Here is a 17,930-nt window from a genome sequence, read left to right as displayed (position 1 = left end):
ATGAACTCGCCGACCCTCGCACCGCTCGCGCGCCGCACCGCGATCCGGCCGATCCGGATGATCCATCTGGGTCTGGGCAACTTCTTCCGTGCACATCAGGCCTGGTACACGGATACCGCGTCCGATGCCGCGGAGTGGGGCTACGCCGCATTCGACGGTCGCTCGCCGCGCATGTCGACCCTGCTGCGACCGCAGGGCGGGGCCTACACGCTGGTCACGCAGGCGCCGGGCGGCGACGAGCTGCGCGTGGTCGAGTCGCTCTCGGCCGTGCATGCCGCCACGGAGGCCGCGGCATGGCTCGGCTACTTCGAGGACCCGCAGGTCGCGATCGTGACGCTCACCATCACGGAGGCGGGATATCGGGTGGACCCCGCCGGGGCGCACGCCCACGAGGTGGCGGCGCTCCGGTCGGACCCGCGCGCCGCCGTGGCCTCGGCCGTGGGCCGACTGGTCGCCGGGCTGCTCGCCCGCCGCGCCGCGGGGGCGGGCGGGATCGTGCTGCTGCCGTGCGACAACCTCCCGGACAACGGACCGGGGCTGCGCGAGGCCGTCACGCGGTACGCGGATCGGGTCGACCCGACGCTGCTCGCCTGGATCGACGCGCACGTCACCTTCGGCTCCACGATGGTCGACCGCATCACCCCCGCCACCACGCCGGCGCTCGTCGCCGAGGTCGAGCGTCAGGGCGGGTTCGCGGACTCAGCGCCGGTGCCGACGGAGCCGTTCACCGAATGGGTCATCGCGTGCGACTTCCCAGCGGGCCGGCCCGACTGGGACGCGACCTTCGTCGACGACGTGACACCTTACGAGCACCGCAAGCACTGGCTGCTCAACGGGTCGCACTCGCTGCTCGCGTACCGGGGCCTGCTCCTCGGGCACGTCACGGTCCGTGACGCGATCCTCGACCCGGACTGCCGCGGCTGGGTCGAGCGCTGGTGGGACGAGGCGCAGCGGCACATCGTGCTCGACGCGGACTCCAACGCCGCCTATCGCGGGCACCTGATCGAGCGGTATGAGAACCCCAGCATCCGCCACGAGCTGGCGCAGATCTCCATGGATGGCTCGGAGAAGCTGCTCGGGCGCGTGCTGCCGGTGGTCCTCGCGGAGCGGGAGGCCGGGCGGGTCCCCGAGGCCGCGCTCATGGTCCTCGGCGCCTGGGTCGCCTTCCTCCGCGCCCGCCCGGTGCCGGTCCGCGATCCGCGCGCCGACGAGCTCTGCGAGCTCGCCGCGCTGCCGGACCTCGGCGACGCGGCGCGAGCGCTCGTCGCCGTGCTCGACGCCGACCTGGCCTCGGACGACCAGGCCCTCGACGGCATCGTCGCCGCGGCCGACGCCCTGCTCGCCGCCCGCGAGGGGGCCGCGCGATGACGACCCGCACCGACACCCAGGAGGCGACCATGCCCGAGTCCACCCTTGCCAGCCTCGCGGCGCACCGGCTGGTGCCGGTGGTCGTGATCGACGATGCCTCGGCCGCCGATGCGCTCGGCGGCGCCCTGGCCGCGGGCGGGCTGCCCGTGGCCGAGGTGACCTTCCGCACGGCCGCCGCGCCGGAGGCGATCCGGCGCCTCGCCGATCGCGGCGACATCCTGGTCGGCGCCGGCACCGTGCTGACGCCGGCCCAGGTCGACGCCGCCGTCGACGCCGGTGCCACGTACGTCGTGTCGCCCGGCACCAGCCGTGCGGTCGTGGAGCGTGCCGCGGAGCGCGGCGTGCTCGCGCTGCCCGGTGCGATCACGGCGACCGAGATCCAGGCCGCGCTCGAGCTCGGCGTCACCACCGTGAAGTTCTTCCCCGCGGGCACCTCAGGCGGACCGAAGGCGATCGCGGGGCTCTCGGCCGCCTTCGTGGACGTCAGCTTCGTGCCGACCGGGGGAGTCTCGCTCGACAACCTCGGCGACTACCTCGCGCTTCCGTCCGTGGCGGCCGTGGGCGGCTCGTGGATGGTCCCTCGTGCCGCCGTGGCCGCGGGCGAGGTCGCGCACCTCACCACCCTGATCTCGCAGGCCTCGGCTCGCGCCGCCGAGCTCCGTCCCTGACCCGTCGACCCGTAAGGCACCTCCCATGAACGACCTCACCGTCCGCCCCGCCTCCGAGACCCGTTACGACGCGCTGTCGCTGGGCGAGGTGATGCTGCGCCTCGACCCCGGCGAGGGACGGATCCGCACCGCACGCTCCTTCCGTGCGTGGGAGGGGGGCGGCGAGTACAACGTCGCGCGCGGCCTCCGTCGCTGCTTCGGGCTGCGCGGTGCGATCGTCACCGCGCTCGCCGACAACGAGGTGGGACGCCTGGTCGAGGACCTGATCCTCCAGGGTGGCCTCGACACCTCGTTCATCCAGTGGCGCGACTACGACGGCATCGGACGCGAGGTGCGCAACGGCCTCAACTTCACCGAGCGCGGGTTCGGCGTGCGCGGCGCGGTCGGCGTGTCGGACCGGGGCCTCACGGCGGCGAGCCAGCTGAGGCCGGGCGACGTCGACTGGGAGCACCTGTTCGGCGACCTGGGCGTGCGATGGTTCCACACCGGTGGCATCTTCGCGGCGCTGTCGGACGGCGCCGCGGAGACCGTCATCGAGGCCGTCACGGTCGCCAAGAGGCACGGCACGCTCGTGTCCTACGACCTCAACTACCGGCCGAGCCTGTGGAGGTCCATCGGCGGCAAGGCCCGCGCGCAGGAGGTCAACCGCGAGATCGCCCGCCACATCGACGTCATGATCGGCAACGAGGAGGACTTCACCGCCTCCCTCGGATTCGAGGTCGAGGGCGTCGACGAGAACATCTCGGCCATCGAGGTCGACAAGTTCGGCGCCATGATCGACCGCGTGGTCGCCGCCTACCCGAACTTCCAGGTGGTCGCCACCACGCTGCGCACCGTCCGCACGGCGACGGTCAACGACTGGGGGGCCATCGCGTGGTCGCCCTCGACGGGGCTCGTGCAGGCGACGCATCGTCCGGGCCTCGAGATCCTCGACCGCGTGGGCGGCGGCGACTCGTTCGCCTCGGGCCTGATCTACGGGCTCATCGACGGTCAGGACCTCCAGACCGCGGTGAACTACGGCGCCGCCCACGGCGCCCTCGCCATGACCACGCCGGGCGACACGACCATGGCCACCAAGGCCGAGGTGCTCAAGCTCGCGGCGGGCGGCGGAGCGCGCGTCGACCGATGAAGTCGTGACGATGCCGCGGCGTGGACCGTTGCCTCCCGCGCCCCGGCATCGTCCGCCCTGAGAGAGGGCGAGGGGCCCCTGGCGATGCCAGGGGCCCCTCGGCGTCTCGGCGAACGCTCAGGTCACCGCGCCCAGCTGCCACGGGACGAACTCGTCGGTGCCCAGGTCGAGTTCCTCGGAGACCGTGGCCTCGCCGGAGGCCACCGCGAGGATCTGCGCGAGGATCTCCTCGCCGACCTGCTCGACGGTGGCGGTGCCGTCGACGATCCGCCCGGCGTTGAGATCCATGTCCTCGGACATGCGCTCGTACATGGGTGTGTTGGTCGCCACCTTGATGGAGGGTGACGGCTTGCAGCCGAGCACGGATCCCCGCCCCGTGGTGAACACCACCACGGTGGCGCCGCCCGCGACGATCCCTGTGACGGAGACCGGGTCGTAGCCGGGCGTGTCCATGAAGGTGAGGCCCTTCTCCGTCACCTTCTCCGCGTACTCGTGGACCGCGACCAGCTCGGACGAGCCCGACTTGGCGATCGCGCCGAGCGACTTCTCGAGGATCGTGGTGAGCCCGCCCGCCTTGTTGCCGGGCGACGGGTTGTTGTCGAGCGTGCCCCCGCCGGCCTCGGCGTAGCGCTCCCACCAACGGAGGCGATCCATGAGCCGGTCGGCGACATCCTGCGAGACCGCGCGGCGCAGCAGCAGGTGCTCGGCGCCGTAGACCTCGGGCGTCTCGGCGAGGATCGACGTGCCGCCCTGGGCGACCAGCAGGTCGCTCGCAAAGCCGAGAGCGGGGTTCGCCGTGATGCCGGAGTAGCCGTCGGAGCCGCCGCAGTTGAGCCCGAGGACGAGCGCCGAGGCGGGAGCCTCCTGGCGGCGCAGCGCGTCGACCTCGGGGAGCATCTCCTCGATCGCGGCGACGCCCGCGCGGACGGTAGCCCGGATCCCGCCGTTCTCCTGGATGATCAGCGTGCGCACGGGCACGTCCTCGCGCACGCCGGTGCCGTCGAGAAGCCCCTGGGCGGGGAGCATCTCGCACCCGAGGCCCAGCACGAGCAGCCCGGCCATGTTCGGGTGGGTCGCGTAGCCGCGCAGCGTCCGGAGGGTGATCTGCGCGCCCTCGCTCGTCGGCACCAGCCCGCATCCGGTGTCGTGGGTGAGCGCGACCACCCCGTCGACGTGCGGGTAGGCGTCCAGCACCGGGCCGCGGAACTGGTCCGCGATCATGCGGGCCGTGGACGCCGAGCAGTTGACCGAGGTGACGATGCCGATGTAGTTGCGGGTGCCCCACGAGCCGTCCGAGCGGCGATAGCCCTGGAAGGTCAGCCTCTCAGGGGCGGGCACGGTGTCGCGGCGGTCGACCCCCACCTGGAGGTCGCGGGCGCCGTCGTCCATGCCCAGGTTGTGCGCGTGGACGTGGGATCCGGCCGCGATGTCGGCCGTGGCACGGCCGATCACCTGGCCGTACTTGCGGACCGGGGCACCCGCCTCGAGAGCGCGGATCGCGAGCTTGTGCCCACGCGCGACGGTGGTCCGCACCGTCAGCGTGGCGCCACCCGATCGCAGCACGGTGCCACCCGCGAGGTCCCGCGTGGCCACCGCGACGTCGTCCTCGGGAGCGAGCACGACGGCAACGTCGGCGAGGTCGGCCGGCGCGGATGCGTCATCCGTGCAGGCGGGTGTCGGGGTGGGGGAGACGGTGGCCATGAGCGTCCTTGTGATTTCAGGGGGCGGGGGTGAGCGGGGCGGTCGACTCGCGGATGATCAGCTCGACGTCCAGCCGCAGCTGGGCGGGGGCCGCGTCCGCGGGGCTGAGCGACGGGTCGAGGAGCATGGCGGCCTCGCGGCCGGCGCGCTGCAGGGGCACGGCGACGGTGGTGAGCGCGGGTGTCACGTAGGTCGAGCCGGGGATGTTGTCGAAGCCGACCACGTTCATCCCCGACGGGATGGCCACGCCCCGCGACTGGAGCCGGCTCACGACCCCGAGCGCGACGAGATCGTTGAAGCACACGACCGCGGTGGCGCCCGTCTCGAGCGCGAGATCGGCGGCGGCGAAGCCCCCGGCGTGCACGGGACGATGCGGTCCCAGGTCGATCACCGTGATGCCGGCGACCGAGTCGAGGCCCCGGCGGCGATGCCGGTCGGACCAGGAGGTCTCCGGGCCGCCCACGTAGGCGATGGTGCGGTGGTCGAGCGCGCGCAGGTGGAGCAGCGTCTGCCGCATTCCGCTCGCGACGTCGAAGGTGACGGAGGGGATGCCCTCGATCTCGCGGTTCACCAGGACCAGCGGGCCGCGGGCGGCGCACTCGAGGATCTGCTCCTCGGGCATGCGCGGGGAGCAGAGCACCACACCGTCGACGCGGGTCTGCAGCTCCCTGACCACGTCGTGCTCGCGACGAGGATCCTCGTCGGTGTCCGCGACCAGCACCGCGTTCGACGACTCGCGCGCCTCGAGCTGGACCCCCTTGGCGATGGTGGCGAAGTACGGGTTGGCGAGGTCCGGGAGGACCAGGCCGAGGTGTCGGTTCCGTCCCGACGCGAGCGCCTGCGCGGAGCGGTTGGGCTGGTAGCCGAGCCTCTGCGCGGCCTCGAGCACCTTGAAGCGTCGCCCGCTCGACACGGAGTCAGGCGCGCTCAGGGCGCGCGATGCCGTGGCGGGGGACACGCCCGCGGCCTGGGCCACGTCTCTCAGCGTCGCCATGGAAGCTCCTCAACGTCGGGGAAAGGAATGAATGCGGTTTCATTGTGGCATGAGAAGTCCGGATGTCGCCAGTGGGGCAGCGGTGGCGGGACAGCGTTTCGTTCCGCAGTAGTGACCGATCACTTGCCCTTGTGAGGGCGGCGTGGCATAGTGGGATCGTCGCGTGAAAGCGCATTCATGACAGGCCTCACGTCTCGCAGCGAGGACGCTGCGCGGACCTCGCGGAGAACGGACGCACGCAGTGACCGATGTGATCGATCAGAACCCCACCGCACCCCCGAGCCGGGCGGGCGCCGGCGGGCCGAGCCCGCTCGTCATGCCCCAGCTGGTCGACCCCGAGCCCGGCGCGCCCCGGGTGCGGTACGCGGTGGTGGGCACCGGTCATCGCGCCGGCATGTATGTCGACGCGCTCAACGGACCCCACGGCGACGTCGGCGAGATCGTGGCCTGGCTCGATCGCAATCCCGGTCGCATCGACTACTACGACGGCTACGTGGGCCGGGCGCGCGACCTCGACGGCACCGCCGGCCTGCCTCGATACGATGCGGACGGCCTCGAGCGGATGATCGCCGAGTGCGCCGTCGACGTCGTCATCGTGACCACCATCGACTCGACCCACGCGGAGCTGATCGATCGGGCGCTGCGCGCCGGCGCCGACGTGGTGGTCGAGAAGCCGCTCACCACCACCGAGGAGGGGTGCCGCGTCATCACGAGCGCGATCGCGGACACCGGTCGCGACATCGTCATGACCTTCAACTACCGGTACGCGCCCCGCAACTCGTCGCTGCGGGAGGTGATCCGCTCCGGGAGGATCGGCACGGTCACCTCGGTGCACTTCGAGTGGGCGCTCGACACCGTTCACGGCGCGGACTACTTCCGGCGCTGGCATCGCCAGAAGGAGAGCTCGGGAGGGCTGCTCATCCACAAGTCGAGCCACCACTTCGACCTGGTCAACTACTGGCTCGGCGACGTCCCGACGCGCGTCTATGCGCGCGGTGGCTTGAAGTTCTACGGCGCCGAGAACGCCCGCGCCCGCGGGCTGTGGCCGCGTCCGGAGCGCGGGACCGGCGCGGGTGACGACCCGTTCTCGCTCGACCTGCACGACGACCCCCGGCTGGCGGCCCTCTACCTCGAGCCGGAGCGGTACGACGGCTACCGCCGGGACGGCGACCCGTTCGCGGAGGGCATCACGATCGAGGACAACCTCGCGGTCGTGGTCGACTACCGCGGCGGCGCGGTCATGACGTACTCGCTCAACGCCCACAGCCCGTGGGAGGGCTATCGCGTCACCGTGAACGGCACCGAGGGCCGCGCGGAGCTCGAGGTGACCGAGCGTGGCGCCGTGGTCCGCGATGAGAGCGGCCGTGCGGTGCTCGACCCCTCCGCCACGCCCGACGCGCTCGGTGCGTCCGAGCTGCGGCCCGAGGGTGAGCGTCTGCTGGTCCAGCGCCACTGGGAGGCCGCCGAGGAGGTCCCGATCCCCGAGGGCCAGGGCGGACACGGAGGCGGCGACGCCATCCTGCTGACGGACGTCTTCCGGCGTCACCTGCGGGTGGGCGAGGACCCGCTCGGCCGGGCCGCCGGATACCGCGACGGCCTTCGTGCGGTGGCGGTCGGCATCGCCGGCAACATCTCGCTCGAGACGGGGCAGGCGGTCGACATCTCGGGTCTGGACCTGGGCGAGGCGCTGTAGGGCGAGCGCTCCGGTCGGAGCTCCGGAGGGCACCGGTATAGTCCGAGCAGCGGGGCGCCGACACGCGTCCCATGACCGGGGGAGCCGCGGAGCGCATGACACGACGGCCCGGGCGGATGCGCCCGAGCAGCGGCGCGACGATCACCGACGTCGCGCAGGCCGCGGGCGTCTCGCGGGCGACGGTCTCGCGCGTCATGAACGGCCGGCCCACCGTCGACGCGGCGATCGCCGAGCGTGTGCGCCGCGTGGTCGACGAGCTCGGATACAAGCCGAGCCGCGTGGCGCAGTCGTTGTCGCTCGGCAGGACCTCGACCGTCGGAGTGATCGTCCCGGATCTGGGGAACCCGAGCTTCCAGCAGATCCTCCACGGCGTGAACCGGTCCGCCGCCGCGGCGGGATACCGGGTGCTGGTCGCGGACTCGGCCGAGACGCCCGATGACGAGCCCGCGCTCATCGAGGACGTGCGACGGCGCACGGACGCGGTGATCGTCTGCTCGCCGCGCATGAATGCGGACACCCTCGCGGCGCTGCTGCCCCGGGTGCAGCCCATCGCGCTCGTCAACCGTGACGAGCCGGTGGACGCCCCGCGCGTCGTCGTGGACTCGGGCGCCGGTGTCGCCGAGATGTGCCGGCACCTGATCGGCCTCGGCCACCGCCGCATCGTCCATCTCGACGGCCCCGTCGGATCCAACGCCCAGGCGGCGCGGCTGAGGGGCCTGACGGCGATCGGGGAGGAGCACCCGGAGGTCGAGCTGGTGCGGCTCCCGTGCGGATCGACGATCGACGAGGGCCACGCCGTCTTCGACCAAGCGCGCGCGACAGGATCCACGGCGATCATCGGCTTCAACGACCTGGTCGCGCTGGGGGTGCTCGAGGCGGCGCGGGACCGCGGGGTGCGGGTGCCGCGCGACCTCTCGGTGGTGGGCTTCGACGACATCCCGTTCGCGCGTCTGTCCTCGCCCGCGCTCACCACCATGAGCGTCGATCTGGAGGAGGTCGGGGAGACCGCCTGGCGGGCCCTCGAGGCGCGGATGAAGGGCGAGGAGGAGGACGGGCCGCGCGTCTTCGCCCCCGTGCTCGTGCCTCGGGCGAGCGTCGATCCCGTGGCCTGACCCGTCGCCTCGCTCGTCCGCGAACGCCCCCCCGCGGGCCCCTGGGTCGCCCCGCGGTGCGGCCACCTGTGCGTGCGCGTGCGTGCTGAGTAACCGGTTTCTTGACATCGTCGCGCGCGTCGGGGATGCTGGCCGCAGTCACGGGCGACGCGTCGCGCGCGACGTCGTTCTCGGCAACACGATGAGGTGGAACATGCGGGTCGACGGAGACCTCCGACACAGGTTCATCGGCGCGGTCGCCTTCGCGGCGGTCGCCCTCACATCGGTGGCCGTGGCCCCGGCGGCGCACGCGGCGGAGGTGCCCACGGGGGGCTCGCCGACGGTCAGCACCGACTTCGAGGCAGGCCTGTCGGGTTGGGACGCCACCGGAGGTGCCGCGGCCGCTTCCGCGGGCGGCCAGGATGGGGGAGCCTACGCGGCGCTTCCCGCCGGCTCGACCATCACGGCGACGTTCACGGGCCTGAGCCAGGGCAGCTACACGCTCGACGCCCACCTGCGCGGTGCGACGAGCGACAACAACGCGAAGATCACGGTGTCGGGCACGGGCGGGCCGGACGCGGTGCTCCTGATCGACGGCGCGGTGGCGGGCAGCGGCTCCGCATGGGCCCGCGCGGCTCATCGCAACGTGCTCGTGTACAACGGCGAGGCGACCGTCACGGTCACCGCGGGTGCCGGGGCGATCGACGTCGATGACGTGGTGCTGCGGCTCGACTCCGCGGACGCGTCCCTCTCCAACTGGGGCTTCGAGGACGGGCTGGAGGGATGGGCCGTCTCGGGTCCGGCCTCGGTGGTCACCACCGGGGCGGACACGGGCGACGCCGCCGTCCGCCTCGAGGACGGCGCCGAGATCACGCAGACGGTCGCGGTGGAGCCGAGCACGCGCTACGCGGTGACCATGCGCGCCAAGGTAGATGTCGAGGACACCTTCGAGACCACCGGACACGAGAGCTGGCGCGGCCGCGACGGCGAGTACGTGGACCGCACCTCCCTGGGCGACCGTGTGAACCTCGGCGTGCGCAGCTCCGACGGAACGGTGCTGCGGCAGGCGCCGTCCGGAACCGTCGGCTACGGGCTCGTGACCGCGACGTTCGTCACGGGCCCCGACGACCACGAGGTCGAGCTGTACGCCAACACGGTGTACGACGCCGCCTACGTCGACTCGGTCACCGTGCACACGGCCGATGGACCGGTCCCCGCGGACGCCTGGACCGGCAACGGCGCGGACTCCGCGTACGTCGACTCCTTCGACCTCTTCGAGCTCGACGACGAGAACGAGGTCAAGGGCGCCGACACCTCTTTCCTCCAGGCCGAGGAGGACCTGGGAGGCAAGTACTTCGCCAACGGAGTCCAGCAGGATGCGCTGCGCATCATGGCGAACCGCGGCGTCAACTCGATCACCAGCATGGTGTTCGTCCAGGCGGGCGAGCAGATCGTGAGCTACGACACCCTGCTCCCGGTGTTCCAGAGCTGGACGGGACCCGACGGGCAGCCCTACCCCAAGCGCATGATCCAGGGGGGCTACTGGGACGAGGAGCACACCCAGGAGCTCGCGGTGCGCGCGGCCGCGCTCGGCATGAGCATCCACCCGAGCTTCCACTTCAGCGATGCGTGGGTGAGCGCCGCGAAGGCGTACACGCCGGCGATCTGGACCAACGTCGACTACGACGGTACCCGCACGGACAGCGACCTGGACCACCTGAAGGCAGTCGTCTACCACTACGTCCATGACTTCATGACGGACCTGGTCGCTCACGACGTCGAGATCGCCGGGGTGAAGATCGGCAACGAGCAGAACGGCGGCCTGCTCTGGCCCGCCGGGCGCGGCGCGACGTCGACTGGCCACGCGGCGATCATCACCGCCGCTCACCAGGCGATCCAGGACGTCGCCCCGGAGGTCGCGACGTCGATCCACACCAACAACGGCTACGACACGGGCGCGAGCGCCAACTTCTTCGACGGGCTCACCGCGGCGGGTGCGCAGTACGACGGCGAGGCGTACTCCCTCTACGGAGGGCGCTCCAGCGGCAACATCATCGAGCTGGGCGAGGCGATCAACGCGGACCCCGACCGCCGCTACCGCGAGTACATCGACGTCGAGGCTGGCTTCAGCTTCACCCGCTACAAGCCGACCCACGACCAGCAGACCACCCAGCTGGGCCAGTCGACGTACTACCGCAACAGCCCGAACGGCCAGTACAACTGGCTGCTCGACTACATGCAGGCGCCGCTCGACTACCCGAACCCGTACGGTCAGAAGCGCGGCTTCTACTACTGGGAGGCAGTGTGGATCCCGACGCCGGGCGTCGGGTCCAGCGACGGCGGCACCGCCGACGTCAACAACCGCATCCTGTTCAACAACGGAGACGTCTCGATCAAGGAGATGGGCAGCGCCCAGCCCGGCAAGTCCGGCGACGCCATGGACAGCCTCTACGCGTATCTGATCCGCGGCGTGCCCAAGCAGAAGGATGCGGACGTCTCCACCCCGCTCGGCTACGACAACGGCTACGCGGACGGGATCTACTCCGTCGACCCGGTCGAGCCCACCGGCATCTCCCTGGTCGAGACCGCGATCACCGTGGAGCAGGGCGCCAAGCAGCGGCTCATGCCGGTGGTCGCGCCGTCGGACACGGTGCTCACCGACAGCGGGGTGACCTATGCGACGGACGATGCGACGGTCGCCGCGGTCACGCATGAGGGCTTCGTCGTGGGCGTGGCCCCCGGTACCGCGACCGTGACGGCGACCGATGCGGCGGGACACAGCGCGACCGCCGTCGTGACCGTCCCGAACCCGGTGACCGCGAGCGAGCTGGTGATCACCGTCGACGGCGCTCCGGTCACCGACGGTGCCACCGTGACCACGGCGGTCAAGGAGGCCCTCGACCTCTCCGCGTCGCTCGGGGACGCCTCACGCCAGGGCGTGGTCTACACGTCCTCCGACCCGGCCGTCGCCTCGTTCTTCGGCGAGACCCATCAGACCGAGCCCGGCCGCATGGCCCAGCGCACCGACGACGCCTCGCTGGTGCAGCTCGACATCCACGCGGCGGGCAGCACCACCGTCACGGCGACCTCCCTCGACGGAGCGGCCACGCTCTCCTTCACCGTCGACGCGACCAGGGTCGCCGTCGCGGCGGTCGAGCTCGACACGACCGAGGCGACCCTGGACACCGGACGCGAGCTCCAGCTCGCCGCCACCGTGCTGCCCTCGGACGCGAGCTTCTACCACCTGGGCTGGTCCAGCGCCGACGAGTCCATCGCGACCGTCGACAGCGACGGCCTGGTCACGGCGCTCGCCGAGGGCGACGTGCTGATCCGTGCCTACGCCGAGGACGACCCGATGGTCTTCGCGGAGGCGCTGATCCACGTGGTCCCGGTCCGCGCGACCGGGGTCATCCTCGACCGCGAGTCCATGACGCTGCAGCTCGGCACCACCAAGGACCTCCGTGCCCTGGTGCTGCCGGAGGACACCGCGAACACCGCGGTGACCTGGACCACGTCGGACGACTCCGTCGCGACGGTCGACGCCACCGGCGCGGTGACCGGCGTCGCGCTCGGGCAGGCGACGGTGACCGTCACGACCGACGACGGCGCGTTCACGGCCAGCGCCGTCGTCACCGTGCAGGCGGATGCCGTCCCGGTCAGCGGGCTCGAGCTCGACGTCGACGAGCACTGGTTCCGCGCGGACGCGTTCTCCACGTACGCGCCCGCGGGCCCGGTGCCGACCGTGACCCTGCACGCCACCGTCTCTCCCGCGGATGCGACCGACGACGCCGTGTCGTGGACCTCCGACGACGTGACGGTCGCGAGGGTCAACTCGTTCGGCATCGTCACGCCCGTCTCGCCCGGCGTCGCGCGCATCACCGCGACCACCGCCGGCGGGGAGCACGCCGTGACCGTGCCGGTCTACGTCCCGACCTCGAGCGACAGCTTCGAGAACATCGCGATCGGCGATGCGTGGGGGACCGGCGCCATCCCCGGCTACGGCGGCTACATGACCGCCTCGGTGCAGTCCGTCGACGGCGATCAGGTGCTGGTCGCCACGGGCTCCGGCTCGGGTGGACGCGGACTTCAGAAGGCGTTCAGCGAGCCGATGGTCAACGACCGCGTCGCGATCGACTTCGACTGGAACGTGGGCGCCCCTGAGGGCTCCAAGGGCGCGTACGTCACCATCACGGACAGCTCGCAGCAGCGCTACCTGAGCATCCAGACCAACTGGAGCACCGAGCTCGTGTTCAGCAGCGGCGGCCGGTCCTCCTCGTCGACCTCGAACGAGCCGCTTACCGACACCACGCCGGTCGGGGACGGCTTCGACGTGAACCACACCTGGTACCACGTCCACGCGGAGCTCGACTTCCGGGCCGAGCACACCGTGCTCACGATCACGAGCGTCGAGGATCCGACGTTGACGGCGACCCACACGGTGCCGTTCGCGGACATGGACTACACCGGTGACGTGGCCACGCTCCAGACCTGGACCACCCGGGTGGGGGCCATGACCTGGACCACCATGCTCGACGACGTCAACGTCTACGCGGCTGCGCCGGCGCCGCGCAGCATCGTCCCGACCGCGGAGGCCGTGCGCCTCATACCGGTGGCCGGCACGCTCGGGGCGAGCGTCCAGCTCGGCGCGAGCGTCCTCCCCGCCGGCGCGTCGCAGGGCGTGGTGTGGTCGTCGGCCGACACCACGGTGGCGACCGTCACCCAGGACGGGCTGGTGACCGCCTCCCGCCTGGTGCCGACCCTGGCCGACGTGGTGTCGGGAACCACCAGCGTGCGCATCGCGTCGGTCGCGGACCCCGACCTCTTCGTCGACATCCCCGTCACCGTCACCGACACGATCCGGGCGTCGGAGTTCTTCTGGGTCGAGGACGAGGACGGCGTGACCGTCTTCGAGGAGGGCGGTGCCAGCGCGCCGCTCGCCGTCGACGCAGGCGACCCGAAGCAGCTGATCGCGCGCCTGACCGGCGGCGACGGCGACTCGGACGTGGCCGGGATCGCGTGGTTGTCCTCGGATCCCGCCGTCGCGTCGATCGACGCCGGCTCCGGCGAGCTGATCGGCTGGACCGAGGGGACGGCGACCGTCTCGGTCGTGGTCACCATGTACTCGGGCGACCCGAAGACCGCCGACATCACCGTCGAGGTCACGGGCAACGCCGTGGTGGCCCGGTCGATCGCGGTGACGTCGCCGCCGGTGTCGGCCGAGGTGGTCGCCGGTGCGGATCTGGATCTGACGGGTCTCGAGGTGACGGCGTCGATGTCGGATGGCTCGTCGCAGGTGCTGGACGCGTCGGAGTACGAGGTCGTGGGCTTCGACGCCTGGACCGTGGGCGCGCAGGAGGTGACGGTCGCGCTGGTGGCGGATCCGTCGCTGACGGCGTCGTTCGACGTGACGGTGGTGGACCAGTCGCTGCCGACCGGGAACCTGCTGGTCAACGGCAGCTTCGAGGACCGGCTCGCCGGGTGGGACGTGACGTGGAACAAGCCGCAGGGCTCGGTCGCGATCCGGACCACGGGTGGCTTCGAGAGCCCGACGTACCTCAACGTGTGGAGCTCGGGTTCGATGGACTTCCTGCTGGAGCAGGGCGTCCGGGTCATGCCGGGCTGGTACACGTTGAGCGGCTCGTTCCGTGGTGATGCGAACCTCACGCAGGACATCACGCTGTCGCTGGCGGACTCGTCGGGCGAGGTGGCGTCGTCGGTCTCGGTCGAGACCGTGGGCAAGGACGTATGGCTGCATCCGGTCACGTCGCCCGTGTACCTCGACGGTGGCACCATCACGGCTGCGCTGCGGTACATCCAGGGCGCGGGCCAGTGGTCGGTGGTCGACAACCTCATCCTCACCCGCGTCGCACCGGTCGAGGCGGAGTCGATCGCGGTGACGTCGCCGCCGGTGTCGGCCGAGGTGGTCGCCGGTGCGGATCTGGATCTGACGGGTCTCGAGGTGACGGCGTCGATGTCGGATGGCTCGTCGCAGGTGCTGGACGCGTCGGAGTACGAGGTCGTGGGCTTCGACGCCTGGACCGTGGGCGCGCAGGAGGTGACGGTCGCGCTGGTGGCGGATCCGTCGCTGACGGCGTCGTTCGACGTGACGGTGGTGGACCAGTCGCTGCCGACCGGGAACCTGCTGGTCAACGGCAGCTTCGAGGACCGGCTCGCCGGGTGGGACGTGACGTGGAACAAGCCGCAGGGCTCGGTCGCGATCCGGACCACGGGTGGCTTCGAGAGCCCGACGTACCTCAACGTGTGGAGCTCGGGTTCGATGGACTTCCTGCTGGAGCAGGGCGTCCGGGTCATGCCGGGCTGGTACACGTTGAGCGGCTCGTTCCGTGGTGATGCGAACCTCACGCAGGACATCACGCTGTCGCTGGCGGACTCGTCGGGCGAGGTGGCGTCGTCGGTCTCGGTCGAGACCGTGGGCAAGGACGTATGGCTGCATCCGGTCACGTCGCCCGTGTACCTCGACGGTGGCACCATCACGGCTGCGCTGCGGTACATCCAGGGCGCGGGCCAGTGGTCGGTGGTCGACAACCTCATCCTCACCCGCGTCGCACCGCCCGACCCGGCGACCGCGCTGGACGCGATCGACCGCGGCGACGCCGTGACCCGTGAGGCCTACAGCCCGGCGTCGATCGCCGCGCTCGACGAGGCGCTCCACACCGCCCGCGAGGTCGTCGGCGAGGTCTCCTCCACGCAGGAGGAGCTCGACGCGGCGGCTGCCGCGGTCGACCAGGCCATCGGCGCGCTGGTCGAGATCGGGTACCTCCCGCTCGCCGACTATCGGATCGCCGTGCTCGCGGGCGACCTGCCCGAGCTGCCGGAGACTCTCGACCTGCTCAGCATCTCCGACCAGGTCATGGCCGAGGCCGTGGTCTGGGAGGAGCCCGCTGCCGAGGCCTTCGACACTCCGTACGCGGTGGTGGCCGTCCACGGCGCCGCCGGGGCTGTCGACGTGGTCCTCAACGTCGAGGTGATCCCCGCCGGGCTGACCTACCTGGTCGATGCCGGCACGGCCGGGTCGCCGGTCTACGACGCGGTCGCACCGCTCGCCGCGCTCCGCAACGCCGTCGCCGACGGGGTCGTCGATGCGGACCAGGACGAGCCGTGGGGACTCGCGACCGCGATCGGCGACGGCGGCGCGGTCGTTCGCACCGTCGCGGAGGGGTCCTTCGACAAGAGCCTGACCGCGTGGGAGAACCCCGACGGGGCGATCGAGTACCGTTTCTGGCTGCCCGCCGGCAGCTACGAGGTCACCGCCGGCTTCGGGATCGTCGACGGCGCGACCGCCCTGACGGCCGCCGTGACCCACGAGGGCGTCACCGATGCGGCGGACGTCGTCGAGCTGGACGCGGACAGCCCGAGCGGGCAGGCGACCGTCGCCTTCTCCACCTACCGCGACTCGATCGTCACCATCACCGCCACCGGAGCGACCGGCGCATCGTCGCTGTCCTGGATCGGCATCGTCGACACGACCGAGCCGCCCGTTCCCGGCGCCGCGACCGCGGCGCCCGGCGCGGGCACCCTCGCCGACGACAACGGCTGGGACACGGGTCTGGAGGACGGCGAGTTCACCGTCACCTGGGACCTGTGGTGGGGTCAGAACGCGACCTCGGTCGCGCTCTACCAGGACGGCGTGCTCGTCGGTGCGGTGGCGCTCGAGGACGTCACCCCGACGGCGCAGCGCGCCGAGTTCGCCATCGCGGGTCTGGCCAACGGCACGTACGAGTACGTGGCGGTCGCCCGGAACGCGATGGGCGTGACCGAGTCGGCCCCCCTCGAGGTCACCGTGACCGATGCGACGCCCGGGGTCGGCAGGCTCACCCATGACAACCAGGACAAGGACGGCGACTACACGGTGACGTTCACCCTGGGGTGGGGCACCAACGGCACGGCGTACCGGCTCTACGAGGACGGCGTGCTGATCGACGAGCAGTCGCTCGTCGCCGCCACGCCGGGGGCGCAGACCGCGTCGACCGTCATCGCCGGCGCCGCGGTCGGGAAGCACACCTACGTCGCGGAACTGGTCAACAGCGCGGGCACCACCGCGACCAAGCCCATCACGGTGACCGTCCGCTGAGCCGCCAGCCCATCACGCGGCCGAGCGGCGCGCCCCGTCCGGTGCCCTCGGCGTCCTGACGCGGCCGGCGCTCGCGCTCCTCGGGAATGCCGCGGCGTCGTGAGACGCTGACCACACCCGAGGAGGGGATGGTCATGGCTCAGACGTCGCACGGGCGCCGCCGCGCGCTGCGCGCCGCCATCGGCAGGCGCCGCGGGGCGGCGGGGGACATCCCGCCGGTGGTGACGGAGGCCCCCGCCGCGATCCGGGTGGTGGACGGCGTGCGCGTCGACGGCGACGGTGCGGACGGCGGCTACCGCGTGATCGTCCAGGCGCAGCCGACCGCGGAGTCGATCACCGCGCTGGCCGACGACTGGGGCCTGCACCCGCTGCTCGCGGAGGACCTCCACCACGCGGGCCAGCGGCCCAAGCTCGAGCGCTTCGGGGACGTCACCTTCATCGTCGCCCGCGCCGCCTGGTACGTGGACGCGAGCGAGCGTGTCGAGCTCGCCGAGGTCCATCTGCTGGTGCGCCCGGACGCGGTCGCGGTCCTGTGCCAGGACTGGCGCTGGATCGACGGCAGCGCGGCCCCGGACCTGACCGACGGCCCCGGCGGGCTGCTCGAGGACCCGGAGCTGCTCCACCGCGGTTCCGCGGCGTTCGCGTACCGGGTCCTCGACCGGATCGTCGACGGCTACGGTCCCGTGCTCGACGGGCTCGCGCTCGACCAGGAGCAGATCGAGCGTCAGGTCTTCACGGGCGAGGCGACGGTGACCGAGCGGATCTACCGCCTGAGCCAGGAGGTGGTGGACCTCAAGCACGCGTGCGCGCCGCTGGCGGCCGCCGTGGGGGCCCTCGTGCGCCGTCATGCCGAGGACGAGGACGATGCGCTGGCCGCTTACGTCGCCGACGTCGCCGACCACCTCACGCGGGTCGATGCCGAGGTCACCGAGCTGCGCGCCTCGCTCGCCCAGATCCTCGACGTCAACGCGACCCTGGTCGCACAGCGCCAGAACGAGGACATGAAGAAGATCTCGGGCTGGGCCGCGATCCTGTTCGCGCCCACCCTGGTGGCCGCGATCTACGGCATGAACTTCGACCGCATGCCCGAGCTGCACTGGGCGTTCGGCTACCCGCTCGCCCTCGCCACGATGGTGGCGTTCGGCGTTGCCCTGTACACCGTGTTCAAGCGGCGCGGCTGGTTCTAGCCGCCCC

Annotated in this window: 10 protein-coding genes; 7 read left to right on the top strand and 3 right to left on the bottom strand. The window is 71.8% G+C overall.

Annotated features, from left to right (window positions below):
- Genes QQX10_RS01940 through QQX10_RS01930 form a run of 3 tightly spaced genes read left to right on the top strand, consistent with a single transcriptional unit; the run spans window position 1 to window position 3,165 of the window.
- The gene (locus QQX10_RS01940) at window positions 1–1,368 is read left to right on the top strand and encodes a mannitol dehydrogenase family protein (protein WP_301120525.1); all 1,368 of its coding nucleotides are present in this window, start codon (window positions 1–3) and stop codon (window positions 1,366–1,368) included.
- A complete protein-coding gene (gene eda / locus QQX10_RS01935; RefSeq protein WP_301120527.1) occupies window positions 1,365–2,036 on the top strand; it encodes a bifunctional 4-hydroxy-2-oxoglutarate aldolase/2-dehydro-3-deoxy-phosphogluconate aldolase in 672 nt (223 codons plus the stop codon). The genes QQX10_RS01940 and eda overlap by 4 nt, the downstream gene beginning before the upstream one ends.
- A 25-nt stretch (window positions 2,037–2,061) precedes the next feature.
- Entirely contained in the window at window positions 2,062–3,165 is a 1,104-nt protein-coding gene (locus QQX10_RS01930) for a sugar kinase (RefSeq protein ID WP_301120529.1), read from the top strand.
- 117 nt (window positions 3,166–3,282) lie between these two features.
- Here QQX10_RS01930 and QQX10_RS01925 read toward each other — a convergent pair whose 3' ends face one another.
- Together QQX10_RS01925 and QQX10_RS01920 are read right to left on the bottom strand one after the other, a co-directional pair.
- On the bottom strand, window positions 3,283–4,866 hold the full coding sequence (locus tag QQX10_RS01925) for a UxaA family hydrolase (protein WP_301120531.1): 1,584 nt from the start codon (window positions 4,864–4,866) through the stop codon (window positions 3,283–3,285).
- Between the two features lie 16 nt (window positions 4,867–4,882).
- Complete coding sequence (locus tag QQX10_RS01920) at window positions 4,883–5,860, bottom strand: LacI family DNA-binding transcriptional regulator (protein WP_301120533.1); 978 nt, start codon at window positions 5,858–5,860, stop codon at window positions 4,883–4,885.
- Between the two features lie 250 nt (window positions 5,861–6,110).
- Here QQX10_RS01920 and QQX10_RS01915 point away from each other — a divergent pair, with 250 nt between their 5' ends.
- The 3 genes from QQX10_RS01915 (at window position 6,111) to QQX10_RS01905 (ending at window position 16,736) form a co-directional block, all read left to right on the top strand.
- On the top strand, window positions 6,111–7,553 hold the full coding sequence (locus tag QQX10_RS01915; protein ID WP_439710125.1) for a Gfo/Idh/MocA family oxidoreductase: 1,443 nt from the start codon (window positions 6,111–6,113) through the stop codon (window positions 7,551–7,553).
- A gap of 95 nt (window positions 7,554–7,648) precedes the next feature.
- Entirely contained in the window at window positions 7,649–8,665 is a 1,017-nt protein-coding gene (locus tag QQX10_RS01910; protein ID WP_301120535.1) for a LacI family DNA-binding transcriptional regulator, read from the top strand.
- 193 nt (window positions 8,666–8,858) lie between these two features.
- Window positions 8,859–16,736: an Ig-like domain-containing protein gene (locus QQX10_RS01905; RefSeq protein ID WP_301144494.1), complete on the top strand. Its 7,878-nt coding sequence runs from the start codon at window positions 8,859–8,861 to the stop codon at window positions 16,734–16,736.
- Here the strand turns inward: QQX10_RS01905 and QQX10_RS01900 are convergent.
- Window positions 16,717–16,872, bottom strand: coding sequence for a hypothetical protein (locus tag QQX10_RS01900; RefSeq protein ID WP_301144493.1), 156 nt, complete (start codon window positions 16,870–16,872; stop codon window positions 16,717–16,719). The genes QQX10_RS01905 and QQX10_RS01900 overlap by 20 nt on opposite strands.
- On the opposite strand from QQX10_RS01900, the gene QQX10_RS01895 reads away from it, so the two are divergent.
- Complete coding sequence (locus tag QQX10_RS01895; RefSeq protein WP_301144492.1) at window positions 16,871–17,923, top strand: magnesium and cobalt transport protein CorA; 1,053 nt, start codon at window positions 16,871–16,873, stop codon at window positions 17,921–17,923. The genes QQX10_RS01900 and QQX10_RS01895 overlap by 2 nt on opposite strands.
- Window positions 17,924–17,930: the final 7 nt, after the last annotated feature.

Origin of the sequence: Demequina lignilytica, from assembly GCF_030418305.1 — a bacterium.
In the GTDB taxonomy this organism is placed as follows: Bacteria; Actinomycetota; Actinomycetes; order Actinomycetales; family Demequinaceae; genus Demequina; species Demequina lignilytica.
The sequence above is the reverse complement of the archived record's forward strand: the minus strand, read 5'-3'. Positions and strand labels throughout refer to the sequence as shown.

Coding starts and splice junctions, on each gene's coding strand:
- QQX10_RS01940 (WP_301120525.1), top strand. CDS start 1: ATGAACTCGCCGACCCTCGCACCGCTCGCGCGCCGCACCGCGATCCGG.
- eda (WP_301120527.1), top strand. CDS start 1,365: ATGACGACCCGCACCGACACCCAGGAGGCGACCATGCCCGAGTCCACC.
- QQX10_RS01930 (WP_301120529.1), top strand. CDS start 2,062: ATGAACGACCTCACCGTCCGCCCCGCCTCCGAGACCCGTTACGACGCG.
- QQX10_RS01925 (WP_301120531.1), bottom strand. CDS start 4,866: ATGGCCACCGTCTCCCCCACCCCGACACCCGCCTGCACGGATGACGCA.
- QQX10_RS01920 (WP_301120533.1), bottom strand. CDS start 5,860: ATGGCGACGCTGAGAGACGTGGCCCAGGCCGCGGGCGTGTCCCCCGCC.
- QQX10_RS01910 (WP_301120535.1), top strand. CDS start 7,649: ATGACACGACGGCCCGGGCGGATGCGCCCGAGCAGCGGCGCGACGATC.
- QQX10_RS01905 (WP_301144494.1), top strand. CDS start 8,859: ATGCGGGTCGACGGAGACCTCCGACACAGGTTCATCGGCGCGGTCGCC.
- QQX10_RS01895 (WP_301144492.1), top strand. CDS start 16,871: ATGGCTCAGACGTCGCACGGGCGCCGCCGCGCGCTGCGCGCCGCCATC.
- QQX10_RS01900 (WP_301144493.1), bottom strand. CDS start 16,872: ATGACCATCCCCTCCTCGGGTGTGGTCAGCGTCTCACGACGCCGCGGC.